Annotated in this window: 21 protein-coding genes and 2 pseudogenes; 1 reads left to right on the top strand and 22 read right to left on the bottom strand. The window is 67.5% G+C overall.

Annotation, left to right across the window (positions count from 1 at the left end; translation table 11 throughout):
- The first annotated feature begins 27 nt into the window (after positions 1 to 27).
- On the top strand, positions 28 to 246 hold the full coding sequence (locus NGB36_RS09770; protein WP_255919871.1) for a helix-turn-helix domain-containing protein: 219 nt from the start codon (positions 28 to 30) through the stop codon (positions 244 to 246).
- Between the two features lie 188 nt (positions 247 to 434).
- On the opposite strand, the gene NGB36_RS09775 is transcribed toward NGB36_RS09770, so the two are convergent.
- The 22 genes and pseudogenes from NGB36_RS09775 to NGB36_RS09880 all read right to left on the bottom strand — a co-directional run bounded on the left by NGB36_RS09775 (position 435) and on the right by NGB36_RS09880 (position 23,757).
- Positions 435 to 899 carry a MarR family winged helix-turn-helix transcriptional regulator gene (locus tag NGB36_RS09775; RefSeq protein WP_255919872.1) on the bottom strand — a complete coding sequence of 155 codons (465 nt, stop codon included), beginning with the start codon at positions 897 to 899 and terminating at the stop codon, positions 435 to 437.
- A 366-nt stretch (positions 900 to 1,265) separates the two neighbouring features.
- Positions 1,266 to 1,693 (bottom strand): annotated as a pseudogene (locus NGB36_RS09780) (transposase); the annotation flags it as partial.
- Positions 1,694 to 1,725: 32 nt separating this feature from the next.
- On the bottom strand, positions 1,726 to 2,433 hold the full coding sequence (locus tag NGB36_RS09785; protein WP_255919776.1) for an SDR family NAD(P)-dependent oxidoreductase: 708 nt from the start codon (positions 2,431 to 2,433) through the stop codon (positions 1,726 to 1,728).
- The gene (locus tag NGB36_RS09790) at positions 2,434 to 3,591 is read right to left on the bottom strand and encodes a DUF993 family protein (RefSeq protein WP_255919777.1); all 1,158 of its coding nucleotides are present in this window, start codon (positions 3,589 to 3,591) and stop codon (positions 2,434 to 2,436) included.
- The gene (locus tag NGB36_RS09795) at positions 3,588 to 4,451 is read right to left on the bottom strand and encodes a sugar phosphate isomerase/epimerase family protein (protein ID WP_255919778.1); all 864 of its coding nucleotides are present in this window, start codon (positions 4,449 to 4,451) and stop codon (positions 3,588 to 3,590) included. Before NGB36_RS09795 ends, NGB36_RS09790 begins: the two co-directional genes overlap by 4 nt.
- Entirely contained in the window at positions 4,448 to 5,572 is a 1,125-nt protein-coding gene (locus NGB36_RS09800) for a Gfo/Idh/MocA family protein (protein ID WP_255919779.1), read from the bottom strand. The genes NGB36_RS09795 and NGB36_RS09800 overlap by 4 nt, the downstream gene beginning before the upstream one ends.
- Positions 5,569 to 6,927, bottom strand: coding sequence for an MFS transporter (locus tag NGB36_RS09805; protein WP_255919780.1), 1,359 nt, complete (start codon positions 6,925 to 6,927; stop codon positions 5,569 to 5,571). Before NGB36_RS09805 ends, NGB36_RS09800 begins: the two co-directional genes overlap by 4 nt.
- Before the next feature lie 71 nt (positions 6,928 to 6,998).
- Positions 6,999 to 8,003, bottom strand: a complete 1,005-nt coding sequence (locus tag NGB36_RS09810; protein ID WP_255919781.1) for a zinc-dependent alcohol dehydrogenase — start codon at positions 8,001 to 8,003, stop codon at positions 6,999 to 7,001.
- Positions 8,000 to 9,355 (bottom strand): FAD-dependent oxidoreductase, encoded by a 1,356-nt coding sequence (locus NGB36_RS09815; protein WP_255919873.1) that lies wholly within the window; start codon positions 9,353 to 9,355, stop codon positions 8,000 to 8,002. Before NGB36_RS09815 ends, NGB36_RS09810 begins: the two co-directional genes overlap by 4 nt.
- An 85-nt stretch (positions 9,356 to 9,440) precedes the next feature.
- A pseudogene (locus NGB36_RS09820) lies at positions 9,441 to 9,917 on the bottom strand (DUF993 family protein); the annotation flags it as partial.
- Between the two features lie 32 nt (positions 9,918 to 9,949).
- On the bottom strand, positions 9,950 to 10,732 hold the full coding sequence (locus NGB36_RS09825; RefSeq protein ID WP_255919782.1) for an enoyl-CoA hydratase/isomerase family protein: 783 nt from the start codon (positions 10,730 to 10,732) through the stop codon (positions 9,950 to 9,952).
- Positions 10,733 to 10,841: 109 nt separating this feature from the next.
- Positions 10,842 to 11,900, bottom strand: coding sequence for a 2,3-butanediol dehydrogenase (locus NGB36_RS09830; RefSeq protein ID WP_255919783.1), 1,059 nt, complete (start codon positions 11,898 to 11,900; stop codon positions 10,842 to 10,844).
- Between the two features lie 96 nt (positions 11,901 to 11,996).
- Positions 11,997 to 12,968 carry an electron transfer flavoprotein subunit alpha/FixB family protein gene (locus tag NGB36_RS09835; RefSeq protein ID WP_255919784.1) on the bottom strand — a complete coding sequence of 324 codons (972 nt, stop codon included), beginning with the start codon at positions 12,966 to 12,968 and terminating at the stop codon, positions 11,997 to 11,999.
- 36 nt (positions 12,969 to 13,004) lie between these two features.
- Positions 13,005 to 13,790: an electron transfer flavoprotein subunit beta/FixA family protein gene (locus tag NGB36_RS09840; RefSeq protein ID WP_255919785.1), complete on the bottom strand. Its 786-nt coding sequence runs from the start codon at positions 13,788 to 13,790 to the stop codon at positions 13,005 to 13,007.
- Positions 13,791 to 14,100: 310 nt separating this feature from the next.
- Positions 14,101 to 15,258: an acyl-CoA dehydrogenase family protein gene (locus NGB36_RS09845; RefSeq protein WP_255919786.1), complete on the bottom strand. Its 1,158-nt coding sequence runs from the start codon at positions 15,256 to 15,258 to the stop codon at positions 14,101 to 14,103.
- 45 nt (positions 15,259 to 15,303) lie between these two features.
- Complete coding sequence (locus NGB36_RS09850) at positions 15,304 to 16,935, bottom strand: CoA-transferase (protein ID WP_255919787.1); 1,632 nt, start codon at positions 16,933 to 16,935, stop codon at positions 15,304 to 15,306.
- An 11-nt stretch (positions 16,936 to 16,946) separates the two neighbouring features.
- Positions 16,947 to 17,717 (bottom strand): SDR family NAD(P)-dependent oxidoreductase, encoded by a 771-nt coding sequence (locus tag NGB36_RS09855; protein WP_255919788.1) that lies wholly within the window; start codon positions 17,715 to 17,717, stop codon positions 16,947 to 16,949.
- Between the two features lie 250 nt (positions 17,718 to 17,967).
- Positions 17,968 to 18,987: an aldo/keto reductase gene (locus tag NGB36_RS09860; protein ID WP_255919789.1), complete on the bottom strand. Its 1,020-nt coding sequence runs from the start codon at positions 18,985 to 18,987 to the stop codon at positions 17,968 to 17,970.
- A gap of 92 nt (positions 18,988 to 19,079) precedes the next feature.
- Positions 19,080 to 19,991 (bottom strand): ABC transporter permease, encoded by a 912-nt coding sequence (locus tag NGB36_RS09865; RefSeq protein ID WP_255919790.1) that lies wholly within the window; start codon positions 19,989 to 19,991, stop codon positions 19,080 to 19,082.
- A 124-nt stretch (positions 19,992 to 20,115) separates the two neighbouring features.
- Entirely contained in the window at positions 20,116 to 21,630 is a 1,515-nt protein-coding gene (locus tag NGB36_RS09870; RefSeq protein WP_255919791.1) for a sugar ABC transporter ATP-binding protein, read from the bottom strand.
- Positions 21,627 to 22,673: an ABC transporter permease gene (locus NGB36_RS09875; protein ID WP_255919792.1), complete on the bottom strand. Its 1,047-nt coding sequence runs from the start codon at positions 22,671 to 22,673 to the stop codon at positions 21,627 to 21,629. The genes NGB36_RS09870 and NGB36_RS09875 overlap by 4 nt, the downstream gene beginning before the upstream one ends.
- 1 nt (position 22,674) lies before the next feature.
- Positions 22,675 to 23,757: a sugar ABC transporter substrate-binding protein gene (locus tag NGB36_RS09880; protein WP_255919793.1), complete on the bottom strand. Its 1,083-nt coding sequence runs from the start codon at positions 23,755 to 23,757 to the stop codon at positions 22,675 to 22,677.
- Positions 23,758 to 24,118: the final 361 nt, after the last annotated feature.

Genomic DNA, 24,118 nt, shown 5'->3' on the forward strand with positions numbered 1-24,118 from the left:
GATCGTCCGATAACGCTCGTTCGTGATATACGAAGACCTGAGCGGACCAGGGACCCCCGCCCCCGGGGCCGCACCGGCGGCCAGAAGCTCAAGCTCGGACCCCGCCAGGTGGTGCAGCTCGCCCGGGAGATGTACGACTCCGTCGACTACACCATCCAGCAGATCGCCGACGAGTTCGGCGTCACCCGCCCCACCATCGACCGCCACCTCAGCAGGGTCCCCAGCCAGACCCAAGCACCCGCGTAGCCCAGCACCGTCGCAGCTCAGGGGCACCGCCGGAACCCTTGCGGGACGGCCCCGGCAGAGGGAGGTGCTTCCGGCGTCCGGCGCAATGGACGTCGGGCGGCTCCTCGCAAAGCAGCCCGACCCGCGAGGCGAAGGCTCAACCCCACCGCGGCGGGCCCGAGATACCCGGCCTGCCGGCCGAGGCGGCGTCAGGAAGCCGCGGGACCGTCCAGCGTCTCGACAGCGTCCACGAGAGGCGTCAGCCGGGGATCTTGACTGGCACGGTCAAGGGCCTCGCGCAGTGCCGCATCATGGGTGGGACGCGCCGCGGCGAGCAGGGCGAGCCCGGCCTCGGTGACGTCCGTGTAGATACCCCGGCGGTCGGTCACGCACAGGTAGCGGGTCAGCAGCCCGCGATCCTCCAGACGCGTGACGAGCCGAGTGGTCGCACTCTGACTGAGCACCACCGCGTCGGCGACCTGGTTCATGCGCAGGTGACCGCCCTCACCGCCGTGCTGATGGCTGAGGACATCGAGCAGGGAGTACTCCCGCACACTGAGGTCATGCCCACTCTGCAGGGCGCGCTCAATGTGCGCCTCGATCCGGCCATGCAAGAGGGAGAGGGCATACCAGCCGTGGACAAGGCCGGTCGCGGCGACGTGCGTGGCGGTCATCGTTTCCCTCCTCCGTGACAGCTGAGCACTCCCGTGCAACCCAACACCGTACACACGACAACATACCGCGCATGCAATTAGTAGGCTACGTAATGAGGTGAGCTGAGCGGTGGCTCGCGGAGAAGTGCTGCCTGCCCGGAGGAATCCACCGCGGCCGTACTGCTGGCCGCCCGGCGCCTTGCGGTCGCGTGGCTCCACGGACGTTGCGGCTGACCCTATGCGCTTCGTTATGTCTGTCCTCCCTGCAGCCGCTGTGCAGGCGCAGCACCGACGCCCGACCATGGCCGGCATCTGACCGACCCTGGCGATGAGGCGGACGAAAGCCATCATGGGCGGGATGGAATCTGGGCTCACCCTGGAGGAGATCGTCTTGCCGTAGCGGCCCAGCCACCGGCGGCCCACATGCGCGGTCGCTTTACCGTCCTTGCGGTCACCGGAGTCATCGATGACCAGCACACCGCCCTCGTGCGGTGCGGTCGCCGGGTCTGCCATCAACAGCTCCAGACGTCGGGCGTTGATGCGTTCGTCGTCCCAACATGACTCGGACAAGAAGAACTGCAGCCGCTGCACCGCCCGGTGTTGTGCTCCGACGACCGGTTCGGCGCCTGCCAGACATGTCAGTGTCTTGTTTCGATCCCGCAGCGCGACAACCTCGTCAGGCACTCCCGAAAGAGCCTGCGCTGGGCCAGCGTGCCGAACAAGTCGTCGAAGCAAGTGGCGTAGTGTTCCAGCGGAACCCGAGCTGGCGGACACCGGTAGACGACCGGCCATGACTCACCGCTACAAACAGTGATAGCGCCGACACGTTCCGCCGTCAAAACTACCGTTAATAGCTGGCCCTCCCTCCGGAGAGATCGAAGACGGAGCCGGTGGTGTAGGACGACTCGCGCGAGATGATCCACCGCACCAGCGCCGCTGCCTCCTGCGGGGTGCCGTAGCGACGCAGCGGGATGCGGGCGAGTTCCTCTTCGGTGGGGGGAAGTCCTGCGGTGAGGGGCGTGGCGATCTTGCCCGGCGCGATGGCGTTGACGGTGACGCCGGAGTCGGCGTACTCCTTCGCGAGCGCCTTGACGAGCCCCATCACGCCCGCCTTGCTCGCCGAGTAGGCGGTCATCCCTGCGACGCCCTCCTTGCCGGCCGTCGAGGCGAAATGGACGAGCCGACCGTAGCCCCGGGAGGCCATGGGCGGCAGTGCCGCGCGCGAGACGATGAAGGCGCCGGTGAGATTGACGCGCAGGATGCGCTCGAAGTCGGCGACGGAGTGCTCCGCGGCCGGTTGTACCGGCCCGAGAAGCCCGGCACAGTTGACGACCGCGTCGATGCCGCTGGTGAGCGCTTCGGCGCGTTCGAGGGCGACGCGAACCGAGTCCTCGTCGCCGACGTCGATGGCCAGGCATCCGTCCTTGTCAGTGTCCCAGGTCGCGGACGGCAGGTCCGCGGCGACCACGTGCAGGCCGTCGGCGAGGAGCCTCGCCGCGGTCGACTGGCCGATCCCCGAGGCAGCACCGATGACGAGACAACGCAATGCATGCATTTAGAACCCCAGTCCCGTGAAGTACCGCGAGGCCCGATCCGCTGCCGCCTGCGGGTCTTCGAACAGGCCGATCGAGATCGCCTCGGCGAAGACATCGGACAGGTGCAGGACGCTGCGCCCACTCTCGAAACCCCGGAGCATCCTGAACTGCTCCTGCGCACCGGAGAGGAAGCTCAGCCAAGCGACCCCCGCCTTGTAGTACTGCGTCGGTGCCTTGAAGATGCGCCGGCTCAGGGGCACGGTCGGGTCGAGGATCGAGCGGAAGCCCGCCTCGTCGCCTGCGTCCAACCTTGCCAGGGCCGCGGAGGCGAAGCGTGGTATCGCGGCGAACGCGCCGAGCAGCGCGTCGGAGTGGCCCTGGCTGTCGCCCGCTATCAACTCGGCGTAGTTGAAGTCATCGCCGGTGAAGAGCCGGACGCCGTCGGGCAGCCGGCGGCGCAGCGCGATCTCCCGTTCTGCGTCCAGCAACGAGACCTTGATGCCGGCGACCGACTCCGCGTGCCGTCCGATCAACTCGAGCACGGTGCCCACCGCGATATCGAGGTCGGCGCTGCCCCAGTAGCCCTCCAGCTCGGGGTCGAACATCGCACCGAGCCAATGCAGGATGACCGGGCGGGTCGCTGCTTGAAGGACCGTGTCGTACACGGTCACGTACTCCTGTGCGTGCTTTGCGGAATGCGCGAGGTTGCGGCTGGCCATGAGGACGACGGATCCGCCCATCGACTCGATGACGTCGAGCTGTTCGAGATAGGCCTGTGCGATCGCCGTCAGCGGTGCTGGACCTGGCGGGAGTTGGTCGGTGGTGATGCCGACGACGACGCGTCCGCCGACGGCGGCTGCTTCCGTCAACGTCCGCTTGCCGAGTTCGAGGGCTGCGACGGCGCCCAGTCCCATGCCGCGTTGGGCGGTGTCCATGCTCTCGGCGACGCCGAGTCCGAGCTCCCACAGCCGGTGCCGCACGCGCAGGGTCTGTTCCCAGTCGATCCTGGTCGCGGCGCCGGCGCTCGCGGTGCGCGCATCGGGCACGACGTGGCCCGCTGCGAAGGCGATGCGGCTGGACGTTGGGGCGAATGCGGTCTGCAGGGCGGCTGGTTCGGCCAGGGTGATCGTTCGGGTCCCTTCGGCTGAGGGGATGCGCACCGTGCTGGCGGTGATCATGCGCCGGTCTCCTTCTTCTGCGCGAGTGTGAGTCGGTGTGTGACGGCGGCGTCGAATCCGGATCGGGTGCGCGTCACTATCTCCTTGAGGGGCAGCGCCCACACCGCGTCGTTGAACACCTCGACCTCCACGGGGCCGAGGTAGCCGGCGTCCACGACGTCCGCGGTGAGGCGGGCGAGGTCGAGTTCGCCGTCGCCGGGCAGGAGACGGCCGTTCATGTTCTCCGGCAACGGAAGCGGGAGTGCGAAGTCGCTGACCTGGAACCCGGCGATTCGGGGCCCTGCCGCCTGCAGAGATGTACGAAGCTCCGAATCCCAGGAGACGGCGTAGGCGTCGACGAGCAGGCCGACGGCATCGTGTGGGAGCGGTTCGATGACGCGCAGCGCCTGTGCGACTGTGGTCACCGCGCTGCGGCTGTTGACGAACAAGGGGTGCAGCGGTTCAAGCGCGAGGCGGACTCCTGCCGATTGCGCCTCTGGGGCCAGTTTCTCCAGCGCGTCGCGAACACGGTGCTCGGCTGCGCGGAGATCACGGTCCCATGCGGGCAAGGCTCCAGCCATGAACGTGAGCTGAAGCGCGCCGAGTTCGTGGGCGAGTTCGAGGGCGCGGCGGGTGTCGTCGAGTGCGGTTCGCAGGTCGGCGCCCTGCTTGTCGGCGACGAAGCCGACGCGGCACAGTGAGCTGACCGACAATCCGCTCTCCGCGAGGAGCGCACGAGTCGGCCCGACACCGAGTTCCTGTATGGGGTCGACCCACAGTCCGATCCAGCCGATGCCCGACTCGACAAGCGCCGCGGCGGTCTCCGGCAGTGCGTACGGTCGCGTCGTTGCCTGGTTGAGGCTCAGCTCGGGCAGGCTCACGCGAGGGTCTCCTGGGCGGCGGCGTCGAGGTGCCGGAATGCGGGATTGACGGAGCACTCGCCGATGGCGACCGGAAGGCCGGTTCTGGTGGACTGGTAGACCGCCTGCACGATGCGCAGCGATTTCAGCGCCTCCTCGCCGGTGACGAACGGTTCCCGGCCGGTGCGCAGCGCGTCGATGAAGTCCGCGACGTGCCGCCTGTGCAGCCGCAGGAGACGGGCGTTGACCTCGCTGACCGGCATGTCCGGCTGGAGGGCACCGGCCAGTGACGGCGTGAGCGCTTGCTCGCCGCGGACCGTCCAGACCTCTTCGAGCGCATCGGCGCCCTCGGGGTACTCGGTGAGCACGACCGTTGCGCCGCGGTCGCTGGTGACGGTCAGTCGAGTCCCGAGATTCGGGCGGGCCGCCACCGTCGCAGTCACGGTGGCGATCGCACCCGACGCGAAGGTGACGAGCGCGGCGGCCGTGTCCTCGACTTCGATGATGCCTCGGTGGACGAAGGTGCCAGCCTTCGCGCTCACCTCGACGGGATCGCCGAGGAACCATTGCAGGAGGTCGATGTTGTGGATCGCCTGGGTCATCAGCACGCCGCCGCCATCCGCGACCCAGGTGCCACGCCAGGGTGCAGCGCCGTAGTACTCGGATCCTCGGTGGAGCAGGACCTGGCAGTGGGCGAGCATGGGGAGCCCGAAACGGCCGTCGTCGATCGCCCGGCGCAGGCGCTGCATGCTTGGCCAGTACCGGCGCTGGAACACCACGCCGAGGGTGATCCCCGCCTCTCGCGCGGCGGCGACCATCCGCTCGGCCGCTGCGACATCGGCGGCGATGGGCTTTTCGCACAGCACGTTCACCTTCGCGCGGGCAGCGGCGGTTACCACAGCCTCGTGGGTCGGGTGCGGCGTGCAGACACTGATCGCGTTGAGATCGAGCTCGACGAGCTCTGCGACCGAGGCGACAGCGTGAGGGATACAACGCTCGGCGGCGAACGCTCGCGCACGGTCCAGGTCGACGTCGCACACTGCGACGATGTCGACGCCATGGATCTGCTGGTAGGCCTGGTAGTGGTTGTCAGCGATGTTGCCGCATCCGACAATGCCGACTCTGACGTTCTCGGTGCTCATACGTTCCCTGCTTCGACCTCGCTGGCGGCCGGACGCGTCCCCGCGTCCGCTTGCCGGAGCGCGCCGAGCTCGTCCAGCGGCGTGCGCGCGGTCTCCTTCGCGTTCAGCACGCCGCCGGCGGCGATCACGCAGATCACGGCGGAGACGACGGCGACGGGCATCCAGTTGCCGGGGTCGCCGGCGGTCAAGGCGCTGTACACGCTCGGCGCGAAGCCGGCAGCGATCAGCCCGACCTGCAGCCCGAGCGCCATGCCGGACTGGCGCACCTTCAACGCGAACATCTCCGCGAACATCGACGGGTAGCTCGCGTTAATGCACGCATACGCCCCGGCAACCGAGACGACGCCCGTGATGAACATCAGCGGCAGGTTCTTCGCCTGAATCGCAGCGAAGAAGGCGAAGAGCATGACCGCGCAGCCGAGGTTGCCCGCGACGAACACCGGCCTGCGCCCGATGCGATCTGACAACGCGCCGACCAGCGGCTGCGTGCCCAGGGCGACGAGGTGGCTGACGAGCAGCACCCACAGCATCGTGGTGTGTGAGATGCCGTAGACGTTCGTGGCGAGCGAAAGGGCGAACACCTTGATGACCGTGTCGACGGCGAATGCGAGGGAGCAGACGACCACGCGCACAATCGCGCCCCAGTGGGACTTGACCGCTTCAACGATCGGCACCTTCGTAAGATCGTCGTCCCGCTTCGCCTCCACGAACGCATCGGACTCGCCGAGGTTCACCCGGATGAGGAGACCGGCGATCGTAACCACGATGCTCAGCCAGAACGGGATCCGCCATCCCCAGGAGTCGAGTTGATCCTGCGCCAAGCTGGAGATCGGCACAAACACGGCCGTGGCCAGCACGAAGCCCGAGACGATGCCGTTGGAGGTGAACGCGGTGTAGAAGCCCCGCCGGCTGTCCTGCGCTACCTCGACGGTCAACGTCGTCGCCGCCGCGGTCTCCCCACCCACCGAGATGCCTTGCATGATCCGGAGGAAGACGAGCAGGATCGGCGCCCACACGCCGATCTGGGCGTATCCGGGCAGAAAACCGATCAGCAGGCTGAACGTGCCCATAAGTACGAGGATCAACACGAGGACGGCCTTGCGTCCGATCCGGTCGCCGAAGTGGCCCAGCAGGACTGCACCGATGGGCCGCGCGAGGTACGAGACGGCGAACGTCGCGAGTGAGGCGACAGTGCCGAGATGGCCAGAGTTCGGGAAGAACACCCGCGTGAACACGAGCGCCGACGCCAGCGCGTACACGTAGTTGTCGTAGTACTCGAGGGTGCCGCCTGCCCAGCTTGCGATGGCCGCGCGCCGCGGTGTCGCTCTGCGCGCGAGGGTTGGAGTGGATGTCATGGTCGAAGTCACTGAAGTCTCCTTCGTCGCAGATTCAGATTGACCGGAGGTGTCAAAGCGGACAGTGATGTTCAGGGCAGGATCAGAACCTTGCCGGGGGGCAGAACGCCGGATGCGAGCGCGCGCAGCACCTCGGGCGCCCGATCGAGATCAGTCACGAGTTCCGTGGGAATTGTGGCGAGTCCGTGCGCGGCCACGAGAAGCGCCGCTTCGTGCAGTTCAGCGGTCGAATAGCAGAATGAGCCGCGGGCCGTCAGCTCCCGACGCACGAGCGTCGAGGAGGCCGGGAGCGACCCGCTCGAAGCCAGCCCGACCGTGCACAGCGTGCCGCCACGCCTCAGCCGTGCGAACGCGAGCTCGGCCGTCTGCAAGGAGCCGACAGTGTCGATACCCAGGTCCCACGGCGCGGTGTCAGCGTCTGCCGGCGATTCGAGCTCGGCGCCGAGCTCGAGCAGAGCCTGTCGCCGCGCATCGTCGCGTTCGATGACAACGGGCTGCGCGCCGGCCTCGAGGACCACCCGCGCGCAGGCCGCCCCGATCGGGCCGCCGCCGATCACCCCGACTCGTCGGCCATGCGAGACGCCCGCTCGCCGGCAGGCTCGAATGGCGACGGCGACGGGCTCGACAAGTGCGAGCGCCCGCGGGTCTGTGCCCGCTCCCACCCGGATCGCCTGAGTCGATGGCATGACGACGCTGGTCTGCATTCCCCCGTCCCGCTCGAAACCCAGCAGTTGGCGCTGCGCGCACGACGCCCGTTCGCCTGATCGGCAGTGCTCGCACGTTCCGCAGCTGACGTTCGGGTCTACCGCGACGAGATCTCCCGGTCGCCAGCCGGACGCGCCCGGGCCGACGCCGGTGACGACGCCGCCGAATTCGTGACCGATCACCACTCCCGGGCGGGTCCTGCCGTCGTTGCCGCGCCACTGTCCGAGGTCGGTCCCGCAGATACCGATCGCGGAGACCTCGACGAGCAACTGGCCGGCGCCCGGCTGCGGGCAGTGCCGCTCGCTCAGCCGGAGCATGCCTGCACCGTGCCATTCGACTGCGCGGACCGCGGCGGTCGCAGTCGCGGTCATCGCAGAGCACCCAGGTCCCGGGCTCCGACCGCTGCATCGGCGGCACGGCGGCCGAAAACCAGCCCGAAGACGATGCCGCCGACGTAACGCAGGTCCTGCGCGCCGCCGGCGTCGGCTCCCACGGAGAACAGGCCGGGGATGGTCCGGTTGTCCCGGTCGAGCACACGGGCGTCGCCGTCGACGCGAAGCCCACCGAACGGGATCGTGATGCACGGCTGCACCTCAAGCGCCTGAAACGGCGCCGACGCCAGCGGACTGGGACGCTCCGGCAGCGGCGCGTCGAGCGCTGCAGTCCCGCCGCCCGAGGCGGCCAACCGGTAGCCCTCCAGCGTCTGCGCAAGCGCCGCCTGATCCACGCCCCAGCCAGCGACGATGCCGACGAGTTCTTCCAAGGTCGCCGCCTCAGCCGCACGGGCTCCGAGCTTCGCGCCCTCCGCGTATCGGTCTAGGACGATCCCGCTCGGATACGGCGCGGCGAGCGCCCGTTCCCGCTGCACCGAGTCGTCCCAGATAAGCACGCCGCGGTGCGCGGTCTGCCGCAGCAGCCGCTGGTTGGAGACCTCATCGCCGAGGGACTCGTCGGTGAATCGACGTCCCTCGCGGTTGACCAGGATGCCGTACGCCGAGAAGTAGAGCGTCAACCGCAGGAAGACCTCGGGATCGACCGGCAGCGGGCTCGGCAGCGTGTGTCCATAGAAGGCCGACAGATGCCGGCTGGCCGCCGCGCCCACCGAGGCGCCGAGGCGGAATCCGTCACCGACGGATTCCGGATTGCTACGCACGCCTATGCTGTCCGCACCGAAGCCGATGAAGGTCTGCTTGAGTTCGGGGTCACCCTGGAATCCGCCCGTTGCCAGCACCACGGCGTCCGACTCAATCTGCGCTCGCTGCCCTGCCTGGACGTACCCCATGCCCGAGATGCGCCCATCGCGCCGAGTCAAGGTCACGTCGGACACCTGCGTGCGCACCGCTCCGCCCGAGGCGACGACCTTGGAGGCCCAGACCTCGAACAGAGCCTTCACGTCGATCTTGCAGGCCCGCCCCCATTCCAGATGGTCTGTCCACTCCTGACTCACCGAGACGCCCGCGTCGCGTACATCCGCGACGGCCTGCTCATAGCCTTCGACCACCAGCGGGCCGAGCACGGGATCGCCGTCCGGCTGAATGCGCCGCAGGACCTCGAGATCCGGCGCTGTCCAAAGGATGCCCGCCGACAGCGCAGCGGAGCCTCCGACCTGCACCGCTTTCTCAAGCACCAGCACCCGCGCACCGAGATCGACGGCGCGGTTTGCCGTGGCGAGCCCAGACGCTCCGCCTCCGACGACGACGAGATCGAACCGGTCTTCTGTCATACTGGCCACCCTCTTCGTTGAATCCGGACAACGTTTGCCGCAAAACAAAATGAGCGTGCAAGAGTGGAGGTAAACGTTTGCCGTGCAGTGCGCGGCTGGCCATGATCACCGGTGTTGCGGCGGCGTCCTCGGCAACGGACAGCTGCTCGAGGTAGGCGACCGTCACCTGGTCAAGCGTCGGGGCCGGCGCGGTCAGCTGGTCGGTGGCGACACCGGCGACGATCCTGCCGCCGACCGAGCGGGCCTCGGCCGCGGAGCGCCGGATCAACTCCGCAGCGGTGGGCCAGTCCAGGCCCATTCCACGCTGGGCGGTGTCCATGGCCTCAGCGACGCCGAAGCCCCATCGCCACAGCTCGTGCCGGAAGGCGAGGGTGCGCTCCCAATCCAGGACAGCAGGCGACCCAGGGGTGTTCTCCGCGTACGGATCGGCGACCACATGCGCCGCCGCGTAGGCAATGCGGCTGTGGAAGCCGGACGCTGGCGGGGCGAACTCCCCCGGGACGCCGAGGGTGTACGGCTCGGTCCCACCGCCGGGAACCGGAAGGGGGAGGGTATGGGGCACAAGCAGCTCCTGGAGATCAGAATCAATGGGGATCAGTCGGACGTGGTGGTGACGGCGAAGGCGGGGGTGCGCTTCTCACGGAAGGCGCGGGTACCTTCCACCGCGTCGGGACTGCCGAGCGTCTCGTCGGACAGCTCGGTCAGCGCGTCTCGGACGGCGGCCATCCCGTCGGTACGCAGTCGGGCAGTGGTGAAGCGCTTGGTGCGGCGGATCGCGTCCCGGCTGCCCTCGGCGATGGTGGCTGCCAGGGCGTGCGCGGCATCGCCGACCAGGTCGTCGTCGACGACCTGATGCACCAACCCACACCGCAGCGCCGTGTGGGAATCGAGTTCCTGAGCGGTCAGGGCCAGCAGACCGGCCGGCTTGTGCGCCAGAGTGTAGGGAGCGGCGGCCGCGAACACAGTGGGCCAGACCCCGATCCGGGCCTCCGGTAGCCGGAAGGCCGCCTTCGTGCCCGCGATGGCGAGGTCACTGACGAGCACGATCTCCGTACCGCCGCCGACGGCCCGGCCGCGAACCGCACTGATCACCGGCACCTCGCAGTTCACAATGGCCTCCATCGCCGGCAGCACGAAGCCGAGGAAGTACTCCCGAGCCTCCTGCGGGGTGGCCAGCCGGAAGAACTCGCCGATGTCATTGCCAGCACAAAACGCCCGCGGCGAACCGTGCAGCACAACCGCCCGAACCTGTCGGTCGGCACCCGCCTCCTGCAACAGAGCGGCCAAGGATCTCCACCCGGCGGCGTCCATCGCATGCAGCTTCTCCGGCCGGCCGAACGTGATACGGGCGACCGGCCCCTGTCTGCGCAGGTCCATCGTTCCCTCCAGGTGGTGCTCGGCGAGAGTTAGTGGCCAAAGGTGGTGAGCACGCCGGGCCTTCCACGCGGTGGCAAAGGCGGCGTGAGCACCGGTTCTGGCAGCGTCGTCATCGCGGCCGCACCAGGATCTTCACCTGGTCTCCGGTGCCGTCGACGAGGGCTTGGAAGCCTTCCGCAATCAAGTCGTCCAAGTCGATGCGCTTGGTGATGAACTGCTCGACCGACAGCTTGCCTTTGCGTAGGAGGTCGATAACTGGCTGGTGGTCACCGGCGTAGCAGATGGTGCCTACCAGTCGCACCTCCTTGAGGACGATGGGGAGCATGTCGAGAGTCGCGGGGTGCCCCCAGATGGCGACGTTGACGACCGTGCCCCGCGCTTTGACGGCGTTGACGCAGCTGGCCAGCGCGGCATTGGCCCCGGCGCACTCAAAGGCGACGTCGGCCCCGGTGCCGCCGGTCAGCTCTTGGATGCGCTCGTCCACGTTCTCATTACGGGGGTCAAGGATGACGTCAGCTCCCGCACCGAGCGCTCGTTGCCGACGTGCTGCGGACGGTTCGACGACGGTGACGTGAGCAGCGCCGGTCGCCTTGAGCACGGCGGTGATCAATAGCCCGATCGGACCGGCGCCGAATACAACCGCGTTGTCACCCGGGGCCATCCCTGCCCTGCCGACGGCATGGTGCGCGACGGAAAGCGGCTCGACCAGCGCACCGACTTGGCTCGGCAGATCCCCCAGGGAGTACACCAGATGGCGGTCGACGACGACGTACTCGGCCAGGCCGCCGCCCCCGCCTGCCAACCCGATGGTCGCGGCCTGCTGACAGCTGTTGTGGTGGCCAGCCGTACACGGGGGGCACGTCCCGCACACGATCCTGGGTTCCACGGTGACGCGCTCGCCAAGGTTGAGGCCTTTGACGTCGGCCCCCAGCTCGACGAGTGTCCCGACGAACTCGTGGCCCAGGACGACCGGGGAGGTCTCCTGGGTCAGCGGATGCGGCTCGTGGGGCGTCGGACAGAAAATCGGGCCGTGCAGGTACTCGTGCAAGTCGGTTCCGCAGATGCCGCACCACTCGATCTTGATCTTCACGGCGCCCGGTCGTATGGACGGTTCCGGGACGTCCTCGATGCGTACGTCGCCTCGTTGGTGGAATCGAGCCGCCTTCATGCCCATCCTTTCTGATCACAGGGGCTTTGGGTAGGGATGCCGGACCAGGGCTGGCACGGGCACCGGTTCGTGCTGAGTAGCGGAACACGTGTGGCGTCAACTCGTGCGGCCACCGATCTCTTGCGTGGCCTGGGGTAGGACAACGAACAGGTCTCCGACCACGCCGAAGTCGGCCAGCTCGAAGATCGGCGCCTCCGGGTCCTTGTTGACCGCCACGATGGTCTTGGAGGTCTGCATCCCGGCCCGGTGCTGGATCGCTCCGGAGATCCCGGCGGCTACGTACAGCTGTGGCGAGACCTGCTTGCCGGTCTGACCCACTTGTTGGGCGTGCGGGTACCAGCCGGCGTCCACTGCCGCCCGGGAGGCGCCCACCGCCGCTCCCAGGGCGTCGGCCAACCCCTCGACCACCGCAAAGCCCTCCGGGCCGCCCACCCCGCGGCCGCCGGAGACCACGATCGCGGCCTCGGTCAGCTCTGGCCGGCCACTGGAGACGCGCGGGGCGCGGGAGACCACCTTGGTGCCAGTGACGGTGGGCGAGAAGGCCACCGTGACGTGCTCGACCGCACCCGGGGCTGCGGCTGGCTCGGGGCTGGTGGCGTTGGGCTTGATCGCAATCACCGGGATGCCGCGGGTGACGATAGAGGTGACAGTGAAAGAGGCGGCGAAGGCCGACTGGGTCGCCACCGGCGACCCGTCCTCACCGGCGGTGACGTCCACGGCGTCGGTGAGCAGGCCCGAGCCCAGCCGCAGCGCGGTCCGTGCCGCTACCTCCTTGCCCTCCCCTGAGGCGGTGACTAGCACCGCCGCCGGGTTGGCCTGCTGGGCGATCTGGGTTAGGGCGTCCACTTTGGGCACCACCAAGTACCCGGCGAACTCCGGCGCGTCGGCGACGTATACCTTCACTGCGCCGTACTCGCCGAGCCTCGCGGCGATGTCGGCGGCGGTCTCACCGGCGCCGAGGACGACCGCGGAGGCCTCGCCGAGGCGGCTGGCGAGGGTCAGTAGCTCCAGGGTCGGCTTGCGGACCGCCCCGTCCGCGTGGTCGACCAAGACGAGGACTTCAGCCATGTTGGATGTCTCCAAAGGGGTGCGGGTGGGTAAGGGTTAGATGAACTTCTGCTCGGCGAGAAACGCGGCGAGCTGCTTACCGCCCTCGCCCTCGTCCTTGACCACCGTGCCAGCACTGCGGGCAGGGCGGGCGGCCACCGCCTCGACGGCCGTGCACGCCCCGGCCAGGCCCACCTGCTCGGCCTCGATGTCCAGGTCCGACAGGTCCCAGGTTTGGATCACCTTCTTCTTGGCGGCCATGATGCCCTTGAAGGAGGGGTAGCGCGCCTCGCCGGACTGGTCGGTCACCGACACCACCGCCGGCACGGCGGCCTGGAGCTGCTCGGTCGCGGCATCCCCGTCCCGGCGAGCGGTGACGGTGCCGCCATCGACCGCCACCTCCGACAGGAGCGTCACTTGCGGAATGCCCAGGCGTTCGGCCAACAGCGCGGGAAGGATCCCCGTGGCGGCGTCGGTGGAAGCCATGCCGCACATCACCAGGTCAAACCCGGCCTTGGCGAGCGCCTTGGCCAGGATCAGCGAGGTGCCGAGGACATCGGAGCCGTGGATCGCCTCGTCCTTTACGTGGATGGCCTGGTCGGCGCCCATCGACAAAGCCTTGTGCAGCGCGTCATTGGCGCCGTCCGGGCCCACCGTCAGCACGGTAATCTCCGCGTCGCCAGAGACCTCGGCGATGCGCAGCGCCTGCTCCAGGCCGTACTCATCCAGCTCGGACAGCAGCCCGTCCACGGCTTCCCGGTCGGTGGTGTAATCCTCCGCGAAGCGACGATCGCCGCTCGCGTCGGGCACGTACTTCACACAGACAACGATCCTCAAACTCACGGTTGTCTTCACCTTCCAGCAGTCTTCTTCGCCATATGCGACGGTTTCGCAGGAACGCTATTCGTAATGCGCGTGGCGCCGCGCGCATGTAGCGCGCACAGTTAAGAGTCTTATCAGCAGTGCCGATTTAGGTGCCAGGCATGGCACCCTGCCGAAGCCCGCTTTGGTGCGCCGGTTCGTGATCCGCTCTCACTCAAAGTGAAACTCAAGAGGAACGGTTCTTCGCTATGATTGCTCCGCCGCGTCTGCGCACCTGGCCCCAACGGCGAATTCTCGCCTGCCACGATGAATCGACATATAGCATGCACGATCAACGCAGGAGAGACCTGCTGATGATAAGTCGCTGGACCTCACTGGTGCCCTCGTAAATGGTGGTGATGCGGGCGTCGCGGTAAAGGCGTTCTGCCTCGACGCCCCGGATGTAACCGCTGCCGCCCAGGATCTGTACGGCCCGTGAGGTGGTGCGGATGCTGGCCTCCGAGGCGAACAGCTTGGCCATGGAGCAGGCCATTCCGGCAGGCTCGCCACGGTCAAGGAGTTCGGCGCCGCGGCGCAGGAGCAGCCTCGCTGCCTCGTAGTCGGTGGCCATGTCGGCGAGAGTGAAGGCAACCGCCTGGAACTGGCCGATCGGCTGCCCGAACTGCGTGCGGGACTGCGCGTGTTCGCGCGCGGTGTCCAACGCCGCCCGGGAGATCCCGTTGGCCAGCGCGCCGATGCCCAGTCGGCCCTTCTCCAGTACCTGGAGTACCGCCGAGAACCCCGCACCCTCTGCGCCCAGCAGCGCGTCCGCTGGAAGCCGTACGTCCGAGAAGATGAAGCCCCCGACCGGCGATGCCTTCTGGCCCATCTTCTTCTCGTGGTAGGCGCGCTGCACTCCGGGCAGGTCGGCCTCGACCAGGAACATGGACATGCCGCCGCGCTTGCCCTTGTCCGGGTCGGTGACGGCGAGCACCATGGCGAAGTCCGCGACCGGGGCGTTGTGGATGAATATCTTTTCCCCGTTCAGGATCCAGTCATTGCCGTCCTTGCGTGCGGTGGTCTTCAGCCCGCCCAGGTCGGAGCCCGCTCCAGGCTCGGTCAACGCATAGGAGCAGCGTGTCGTTCCCGCGAGCAGGCCAGGGAGGTAGGTGGCCTTTTGCTGTTCGCTGCCGAAGGTGGCCAGCAGGGAGCCGACAAGCTCGACCAGTCCGCACTGGTCGGCGACGCTCGCGTAGCCGTAGGAGAGCTCTTCCATGACGCTGACGTAGTCGGTGACCGTGCCACCGGATCCGCCGTCGGTCTCGGGTATGGTGATGCCGAAGAGCCCGAGCTGCCCCATGTGCTCGTAGATCTCACTCGGGAATCGCTCGGTGGCGTCCAGGTCTTCGGTGACGGGGCGAATTCTCTTGGTCGCGAACTCGCGTACCATCATGGTGAGCTCATCGTGATGGTCGCTTCCGCTGCCCGTGGCGAGGGCGATCGTGGTCATGGTTTTTCCCTGGTTCCTTGACGGTTGTCCGGTCTTGAGGTGGGGTCACGCAGAGCCGGGCGTTGCGCCCACCGTGGACCGGGAGGGTTCGCTGCGGTCGTGCATGGCAGGCCACAGTGGCCCGTTGCTGAAGACGGCCGGGGGCATGGGACGCAGGGCTCCGATCTCGGGAGCGAAGTCCATGTGTGCCAGCACGTCCCGCTCGACGTCCAGGCCTTCCGCGACCTCGGTGAGCACCGGGCCGTTTTCGCCGAGTTCGAAGACAGCGCGCTCGGTCACGTACAGCACCTGCTGGCCTTCCTCGCGGGCCGTCCTCGCGGAGAAGGTCACTTCGTCGACCTTGCCGACGAACTTGCGCAGGCTGCCTTCCTGCTTGACGAGCAGCCTTCCGCCGGCTGCTTTGGCTTGCAATCCGCGGGCGGTGAACGTGCCGCAGAACACAACCTTGCGCGCGCCGCTGACGATGTTGATGAAGCCGCCGGGACCAACCACTACACCACCGACTCGGCTGACGTTGACGTTTCCGAACTGGTCGACCTCGGCCATACCCAGCGCGGTGAGATCGAGTATCCCGGCGGCGAAGAAGTCGAATTGAGTCGTGGAGGGAACGACGGCGAACGGTGCGCGGCTCAGGCCGAACAGTGGTCCGCTTTCCGGAGTTCCCCCGGTAGCGCCCTGTTCGATGCATAGATCGACGTCGTCCAGTCGATCATGCTGGGCCAGGACGTCGACCACGCCTGCACTCATCCCGAACCCGACGTTGACCACCGATCCGGGCACCACCTCCAGGGCCGCTCGACGAGCGACCATCGCCCGCGCGTCGAGCACCGTGCCGCCCCCGTCCGGGGGGGCCAGCAGCGCGCCGTCGGAACGGGCAGGTGCCGGCCGGAAGCGTCCGCTCAGCGCCGGGTCGTACTCGGCCGCGTAGGTCTGCCATTGCCCGGGGTGAGGCACGACGACGTCGACCATGGGAGAAGGGAGGTGGACGAGGCGCGGGTCGAGTGACCCCTGGGCCCCCAGCCGCTTCACCTGAACGATCACCCGGCCACCATTGCCCCGGGCGGCTATCGCCACCGCCTGGACGTCCAGAAGCGACGCTTCGTCCTCCAGACTCACGTTGCCGCGCTCATCGGCGATGGTGCCGCGTACGATGCCCACATCCACCCGCAGCGGGCGGTAGCGCAGATACTCCATGCCGTCGAACTCGACCAGTTCGACGATCTCCTCCGTCGCGGCGTCGTTGAGCTTGCCGCCAGAGTTTCGCGGATCGACGAAGGTACCGATGCCGACCCTGGTCAGCAGGCCTGGACGACGTGCTCCGCTCTCGCGCAGCAACGCGCTGATCACACCGGCAGGCAGCGAATAGGCCTCCATCCGATTCTCCCGTGCCAGCTCCTGCATCGGCCGCGACCACGTCCAGTGCCCCCCGATCACGCGGCGCACCAGGCCCTCGTGCGCGAACCGATTGATGCCGCGTTCCGCGTTGTCCCCCAGTCCGAGGGCGTGCACGAGGGTGATGCCGCGGGGATGTCCGGAGCGCAGGAACCGCCGCTCGACAGCCTGGAACACCGCATCCGACTCGAGGATTCCACCACCTGAGCCGGTGACAGCGACCACGGCACCGTCAGGAATCCGGGCGGCCGCCGCGTCCGCATCGAGCACTGCCGAGTTACCCATGCCGCCGCTCCTCACCGGACACTCATGCCGCCGTCGACGGTGACCACTGAACCGGTCGCGAAGGAAGACTCATCGCTGGCCAGGAAGAGTGCGGCCGCCGCGATCTCCTCCGGCCGGCCGAGCCGCCCGAGCAGCTGGCGGTCAGCCAGCGATCGACGGAACTCCTCCGATGCCGCGTCACCTGGCGCGATCTTGGAGAAGTACGGCGAGTCCGTGGTTCCCGGGGAGACCGCGTTGACTCGGATCCCCTGCACGGCGTGATCAACCGCCATTGCCCGGGTCAGCCCCACGACCGCGGCTTTGGTCGCGCAGTAGGCGGCTCGCTCGGCCATACCGATCTCACCGGCGACCGAGGCGATGTTCACGATCGAACCCCGCCCCGCCTTGATCATCACCGGGAGCACGGCCCGGCATCCGAGGTAGACACCTGTCACGTTCGTTCCGAACAGGGCTTCCCACGCCTGCGGGTCCGTGTCGAGCACGGTGCCGGCCAGCCCGTAGCCCGCGTTGTTGACGAGCACATCGATCCGGCCGAACCGGTCGACGACGCGGTCGGCCAGGGCGCTCCACGCGGCGGCGTCGGCGACGTCCCCGGCCACGGCGATATGCGGCGCGCCAGCACGCTCCAACTCTGCCCGGGCGGTGGCCACTTCATCTTCGTCGAGCGAGAGCACCGCGATCGCGGCGCCCTCGGCTGCGAACACCCTGGTGATCGCCTGACCGATCCCCGAGGTGCCCCCGGTGATCACACAGACCTTGTCACGCAGTCGTCCGACGGGCATCACCACACTCCTTTCGGTAAACGATTTCTAACACGAGAAAAACTGTGAGGTCAATAGGTATCCAGCTTGCTGTAATCGCTTACACACGCCCGCAGGCGGACCGCCCGGGGCCGCTCGTATGGCCTGCGGGCGGTGTGCGGCCGCGGGCGGCGTTCATGCGTCGGGCCGGGGTCCGATTCCTGCTGCTTCGCACGGCCCGGCAGATCAGGGGTGACAGCGCATGAGCTCGGAGTCTCGTGGGGGTGGAGTGTCACGGAGTGGGGGCATCATCCCGCAGGAGCCCCTCGCGCCGCAGATCCGCCCACAGCTCGGCCGGAATCGGTGCCGTGGACCAGGCGTAGCCACGTTGCTGCTGTTCGACCGTGCGCGACCCGAGGCACACGTTCGCGACCGCGGGATGCGCGGCCGCGAACTGCACCGCGATCGCTCCGAGCGGTACGTCGTACCGGTCGGAGACCCGCTGCAGCCGGGCCGCACGTTCCACGATGGATGCGGGCGCAGGCCCGTAGTTGAACTTGGCGTTCGGTGCCGGTCCAGTCGCCAGGATTCCGCTGTTGAAGACGCCGCCCAGCACCACAGCGATGTCACGCTCCTGGCACAACGGCAGGAGACGGTCAAGGGGTTCCTGCTCGAGCAGCGTGTAGCGCCCGGCCAACAGGAAGCAGTCGAAGTCGCCCTCCTGGGCCGCGGCCTCCAGCACCTCCGCCTCGTTCACTCCGACGCCGATGGCGCGCACGACACCCTCATCCCGGAGCCTTCGCAGCGCCGGGTACGCCCCCTTCATGGCTTCGGCGAAGCGCAAGGGTTGCTCCGTCTGGCCGTGGGTGTAGACGTCGATGTCGTGGATGTGCACGACATCGATCCGATCGGTGCACATCCGCTGCAGGCTGTCCTCGACCTGCCGCATCACGCCGTCGTAGCTGTAGTCGAAGACCGCTTCGAAGGGGGCGGTATCGACCCACACTCCGGTGTCGAACGTGCCGCGTGGGCGCGGCACCAGGCGCCTGCCGACCTTCGTCGCCAGGACGTACTCCTCGCGCGGCCGGTGCAGCAGGCCGTGTCCCAGCCGATGTTCGCTCAGCCCGTGACCGTACATCGGCGCGGTGTCGAAGTACCGGACCCCGGCGTCCCATGCATGGGCGATCAGGTTCTGCGCCTGCGCTTCCTCGATCGGGCGGAAGATGTTGCCGATCGGTGCGGCACCGTAACCGATCGCCGTCACCTCGAAGCCCGCTCGTCCGAAGCGGCGCGGGTCTGCCACGTTGGCCATCTGCCCTCCACTAGCTGCGTATTCGTTCAGAAATCTCGTGTACTGCGGCCGACGAACGGCCTTACCCCGGCAGGGTCTGTCTTGGCACCGTGTCACGCCACCGAGGTGACGCGTGTCCGGTCGACCGTCACCGTGATCACGACGATGACGAACAGGCCGTAGAAGATGGGCTGGTAGGAGGAGGGGATGCCCACGATGTCGAACCCGACGCTCGCCACCGTGATGATGATCGCGCCCAGGAGGGTCCGCCCCACCCCGCCCACGCCGCCGGCAATCGCGGTACCGCCGACCACCACCGACGCGATGGCCGGAAGCAGGAGCGCGTCGGAGCTGTCCGCGGATGCGGACTGCAGTTCGGCAATCTGGAAGACGCCGGCTATACCGCTGAGGAGCGCGCTGAGCGCGAACGCGCTGAGCACGACGCGGCTGGTGCGTATGCCGCTGAAGGCCGCCGCTCGTTCGTTGAGGCCCACGGCGCGCATCCGGCGTCCCCATCGCAGCCAGCGCATGCCGGACATCAGCAGCAGGGTCAGGACGAGCACCAGGACGAAGGACAGCGGTATCCCGTAGGGACGCGCGTATATCCACGAGACGGCGCCGTAGTGCTGCATGACCAGGATCGTGGAGGCCTTCGAGGTCGTGAGCGACAGCCCTGTCCACACGCCCAACGTCCCGAGGGTCACGATGAAGGACGGCACCTGCGCAAACACGTGAACGAGCCCCTGCAGGAGTCCGATGGCCAGGCTCAGGCCGAGTACCAGGCCGATCGCCAACGGTCCCTGGGACGGCAGCAGCTTGGCCACGAGCACGGCGGTGAAGCTGGCCAGCACGGCGTTAGACAGGTCGATGCGGCCGGTCATGACGACAAAGCCCTGACCGAGCGCCAGCAGCCCCAGAATCGCCGATTGTTCGAGAAGCGACTGGATGCTGTCGCTCGCAAGAAAGCTGTTGTCGTACAGCGCGAGAATCCCCACGATCACGCCGAGCACCAGTGCCGGCGCCACCCCGTGCTGATGCAGACGACTCGCAAGGGCCTTCACAGCATTGACGCGGCCCTCGCCCGCTTTGTGGTGAGCATGTGCTGCTTTCCCGGCATTTTCCGCGGTGGGCGTATTGGCAGTGGTCACCTCACACCATCCTCTCGAGCACTGCGGTGCGTTCTGGCCGTGCCCCCGGAGCGCACTCGAATTCCGCGGAGATGCGACCATCGCGCATCGTCACGATCCGATGGCTCATTGCGATCCCTTCCTCGAGGCTGTCGGCAAGCAGCAGCACGGCGATTCCCGCTCGGGCGAGCTGGCGGACCAGCGCGTAGACGTCTGCCTTTGCGCCGACGTCCAGTCCGCGCGTGGGCGTGTCGAGGATCAGGACCTTCAGGCCGGGGTCCACGAGCCACTTGGCGAGGACGACCTTCTGCTGGTTCCCGCCGGAGAGGCTGCCCAGCGGTGTGCTGCCGGAAGGCGTTTTGATCTTTAGCTTGTCTACCCAGTCGGCGACCTTCTGCTGTTCCAGCGAGCGGCTGAGGACTGGGCCTCGCATTACCTGCTCCGGATGGGCCAAGGTGAGGTTCTCCTCGACGGTCAGGCCCATCAGGGCTCCGTCGGTCTTGCGTTCTCCCGGGATGTATCCGAAGCCGGCTCGCACGGCGTCGGCCGGGCTGCGGAACCGCACGACGCGCCCGTCGAGGGTGACCGACCCGGAGGTGACCGACGCGGCTCCCACTAGCGCGCGTGCCAGGGTCTCCCGTCCGCTGTCCTGGACCCCGACTACGGCCAGCACCTCGCCGGCGTGCAGGTCGAAGGAGATGTCGGCGAAGCCCGGCCCTGTGAGCTGCGAGACCTGCAGGCGGACCTCTCCTGTGTGCGGAATCTGCTGGTCTTCGGCGAAGTACCCGTCGGTCAGGTCCCGGCCGACCATCAGCCGGTACAGCTCGTTGACGTCCACGGACGCAGGGTCGCACTCCGCCACGCAGCGGCCGTCGCGCATGACGTATGCCCGGTCGCAGATCGTGAGTACTTCTTCCATCCTGTGGGACACGAAGACGACGGAAGCGCGTTTTTTCAGCTCGCGGATGACGTCGAACAGGCGTTTGATCTCGGCGGCTTCGAGCACGGACGTTGGCTCATCGAGCAAGATCACCGGTTCGTGGTGGCTGGACTCGCCGGTGGCGAGGGCCTTCGCCACCTCGACCATCTGCCTCTTGGCGAATGACAGCTGTTCAGTGCGGGTGCGCGGGGAGACCTGGCTTCCGATGGCGTCGAGCTTCTCGGCGGCGCGTCGGCGCAGTAGCGGCCAGCGGTAGAAGCCGTGCTTGACAGCTGTGCCCTCGTTCCCGAGGTATATGTTCTCGGCGACGCTGATGTTCGGCAGCAGCGACTGCTCCTGGAACACCATCGCCACGCCCATTCTCATGGCGTGGGCGACGCTGCGGAACTTCACCGGCTCGCCATGGAGCAGCACCGTGCCGAAGTCAGGTTGGTGGATCCCGCTGAGGATTTTGAGCAGGGTGGACTTGCCGGCTCCGTTTTCGCCGATGAGGCCGATAACCTCGCGACGTCGCACGTCAATGCTGACGTCCTCGAGCGCCTGCACGCCGCCGAAGGTCTTCGACGCGCCACGAACGGAGAACGCGATGTCGTTCATTTGACCACCCGAAGTCGCTCTCGAAGGCGCCACAGGGTCGCCGTTACGGCCAGCACGACGATCGCGCCCTGCACGGACTGTTGTACGTAGGGGCTGATCCCGACGAGGATCATGCCGTTGGTGATGGAGACCATGATCAGTACGCCGACGACGGAGTGCAGCACGCCGCCGCGGCCGCCGGTGAGCAAGGTGCCGCCGATGACGACCCCCGCGATGGTGAGGAACAGATAGCCGTTGCCGTTTGCCACCGCGCCCTGGCCTGACCTGCTGGTGGCCATCACGCCTGCCAGGCCGCTGCACGCCCCCGCCACGATGAAGGCCAGTGTGCGGAACCGCGCGACCTTGATCCCGGACAAGCGGGCGATGTCCTCGCCGCCACCGATCACATACGCGTAGCGGCCGAACCTGGTCATGTGCTGCACCCACAGGCCGAGCAGCACCACGGCCAGGGCCACGAAGGCCAGGCGCGGCATGCCGAGCCAGGTCTTCAGCGCCCAGGAGAGAAGCTCTCGGTCACGCACGACGGGAGGCTGACCGCCGAAGAGCACTTGGGCGATTCCGATACCGATCTGCCAGGTGCCGATCGTGACGAGGAAGGACGGGATCCGCAAACGAGTGACGCTGAGTCCCGCGACCGCGCCGATTCCGGCGCCGACGGCGACGCTGATGAGAACCGCCCACAGGCCGAGGTGGTGATGCGTCCGGTCGTTGATTACGAGCAGCGCGGAGACCATCGACGTCGCAGCCACGACCCCTTCGACCGACAGGTCGATGCTGCCCATGAGGATGACGAATGTCATGCCGACCGCGAGGACGACGGGGATCGCCGACTGATCGGCCAGGGCCTGCATATTCGCCAGCGTCAGGAAGGTGCTGTTGGCGAGACCGAACACGATGACGATGAGAGCCAGCGCCGCGAGTGCTGGGATGGGGACGCGTTCGATCCGTGACACGCGTGCCCACAGACCTCCGCGTGACCGATCCTCACTGGCCCCTGCGGCGTTGCCGACCTCATGCTCCTGGGAGAGGAGATCCGGTGCCATGTCAGTTCCCGATGGGGGAGGCGACTACTGACCAGATGTTGTTGAAGTTCAGGCCGGAGGCGTCGGTGGGGGACGGCAGGCTACCGGCGTTCTGGGAGGTCACGATCCCCTGATAGGTGAGGTAGAAAGCCCGGTGCTCAGCTGGCTCCTTGGCAGGATCAATCTTGCCGATCGCCGCCGCGTACCCGATGGCCAGTCCGAAGCCTCCCTGGACCGAGCCGGTCGAGCGCGTCGTTGCCACGTAGCCGACGTTGTTCGCCTTGACATCGTCGATTGTCTGCTGCAGCCCATCGACGCTGCTCACCTTGACCACACCGACCTTTCCAGCGGCCTTCAGGGCCTCGATGGCGCCCAGCCCCATCGCGTCATTGGCGGACCACACGCCGTTGATCTTGTCGCCGTACTTCGTAAGGAAGGTCTGAGTCACGTTTTGCGCCTGCGTCTGGTCCCAGTTGGCCGTCTGCGCCTCGAGGAGGTGCACCTGCGGGAACTCCTTCAGCGCCTTCTGCAGACCGGCGAACCGTTGCTGGGCGGGCACGTTGTCGAGGATGCCCTCCAACGCAACGATGTTGCCCTTGCCGCCCATGGCCTGGAACAACGCCTTCGCGGTGTTGTATCCCTGCGGGACGCCGTCGACCGACATGTGGGCCACCCAGTGCGCCGACGAGGTCGCTGGCGTCATCCCATCCGGCTTGTTCCACTGCGTGACGAGCCAGGCATTTTGCCGCTGCACCGCGGTCACGATGGCCGGAAGAATGGAGTTGTCGTTGGGGTCGACGTTGAGCACGGTGCAGCGACCGTACTTGGCCAGGAGCGACTGGATCTGCGTGAGCTGCTTTGAGGAGTCGCCTTCGCTCGCGATCCACGTGTAGTTGTTCTGCAGACCGACCGACTTCGCGAAGGCTCTCGCCCCGGCGTCGACGGCCACGTAGTAGGGATTCTCGAAACCTCGTCCGGACTGCACCAGGTGAACCTGCTTGGGATCACACGTGCCCCCCTTGCCCGAGGCGGCGTCAGTGAATCCGGAGCCGTTGCCCGCGCAACCCGCGACGGTCAACGTCAGCACCACGGCCGCGGACAGCACGGCCGCCCTGCGGCGTGATCTTGCTATGACGGTGGGAGGAAGACGCCTCATGTGATCCACTCCTCGCTGCGGCGTTATCTGTAAAGGCTTTCTAAGGCCGCTGGAGTTGCCCGGTCAACCCCCGCGCAAGCTCCAATTCCACTGAATGCCAGCACAGAGGCCATGCAATGGCCCTGAGCAGCGACGCAGCGCCACGAGGCATTGGGGAGATTGGAAATCGTTTACTCACAGGAGAGGGGCGGTACAGCCGCTACCAACGAGCGGGTCCACGAGTGCTCGGATACGCGTGCCGACGAAGCTGCCGCGCGTTTGAGGGCGGTGGGCTGCGGCGCGATGCCACGAAGGCTGGGGATGGCAGGTC

This window comes from Streptomyces humicola (assembly GCF_024436035.1).
Lineage (GTDB): Bacteria > Actinomycetota > Actinomycetes > Streptomycetales > Streptomycetaceae > Streptantibioticus_B > Streptantibioticus_B humicola.

Excerpts from the sequence above, each read along its gene's own strand:
- NGB36_RS09775 (WP_255919872.1), bottom strand. The coding sequence starts at position 899 with ATGACCGCCACGCACGTCGCCGCGACCGGCCTTGTCCACGGCTGGTAT.
- NGB36_RS09875 (WP_255919792.1), bottom strand. The coding sequence starts at position 22,673 with ATGGCACCGGATCTCCTCTCCCAGGAGCATGAGGTCGGCAACGCCGCA.
- NGB36_RS09860 (WP_255919789.1), bottom strand. The coding sequence starts at position 18,987 with ATGGCCAACGTGGCAGACCCGCGCCGCTTCGGACGAGCGGGCTTCGAG.
- NGB36_RS09850 (WP_255919787.1), bottom strand. The coding sequence starts at position 16,935 with ATGGGTAACTCGGCAGTGCTCGATGCGGACGCGGCGGCCGCCCGGATT.
- NGB36_RS09810 (WP_255919781.1), bottom strand. The coding sequence starts at position 8,003 with ATGACCGCGACTGCGACCGCCGCGGTCCGCGCAGTCGAATGGCACGGT.
- NGB36_RS09815 (WP_255919873.1), bottom strand. The coding sequence starts at position 9,355 with ATGACAGAAGACCGGTTCGATCTCGTCGTCGTCGGAGGCGGAGCGTCT.
- NGB36_RS09855 (WP_255919788.1), bottom strand. The coding sequence starts at position 17,717 with ATGCCCGTCGGACGACTGCGTGACAAGGTCTGTGTGATCACCGGGGGC.
- NGB36_RS09845 (WP_255919786.1), bottom strand. The coding sequence starts at position 15,258 with ATGACCACGATCGCCCTCGCCACGGGCAGCGGAAGCGACCATCACGAT.
- NGB36_RS09870 (WP_255919791.1), bottom strand. The coding sequence starts at position 21,630 with ATGAACGACATCGCGTTCTCCGTTCGTGGCGCGTCGAAGACCTTCGGC.
- NGB36_RS09805 (WP_255919780.1), bottom strand. The coding sequence starts at position 6,927 with ATGACATCCACTCCAACCCTCGCGCGCAGAGCGACACCGCGGCGCGCG.
- NGB36_RS09835 (WP_255919784.1), bottom strand. The coding sequence starts at position 12,968 with ATGGCTGAAGTCCTCGTCTTGGTCGACCACGCGGACGGGGCGGTCCGC.
- NGB36_RS09825 (WP_255919782.1), bottom strand. The coding sequence starts at position 10,732 with ATGGACCTGCGCAGACAGGGGCCGGTCGCCCGTATCACGTTCGGCCGG.
- NGB36_RS09785 (WP_255919776.1), bottom strand. The coding sequence starts at position 2,433 with ATGCATGCATTGCGTTGTCTCGTCATCGGTGCTGCCTCGGGGATCGGC.
- NGB36_RS09800 (WP_255919779.1), bottom strand. The coding sequence starts at position 5,572 with ATGAGCACCGAGAACGTCAGAGTCGGCATTGTCGGATGCGGCAACATC.
- NGB36_RS09790 (WP_255919777.1), bottom strand. The coding sequence starts at position 3,591 with ATGATCACCGCCAGCACGGTGCGCATCCCCTCAGCCGAAGGGACCCGA.
- NGB36_RS09830 (WP_255919783.1), bottom strand. The coding sequence starts at position 11,900 with ATGAAGGCGGCTCGATTCCACCAACGAGGCGACGTACGCATCGAGGAC.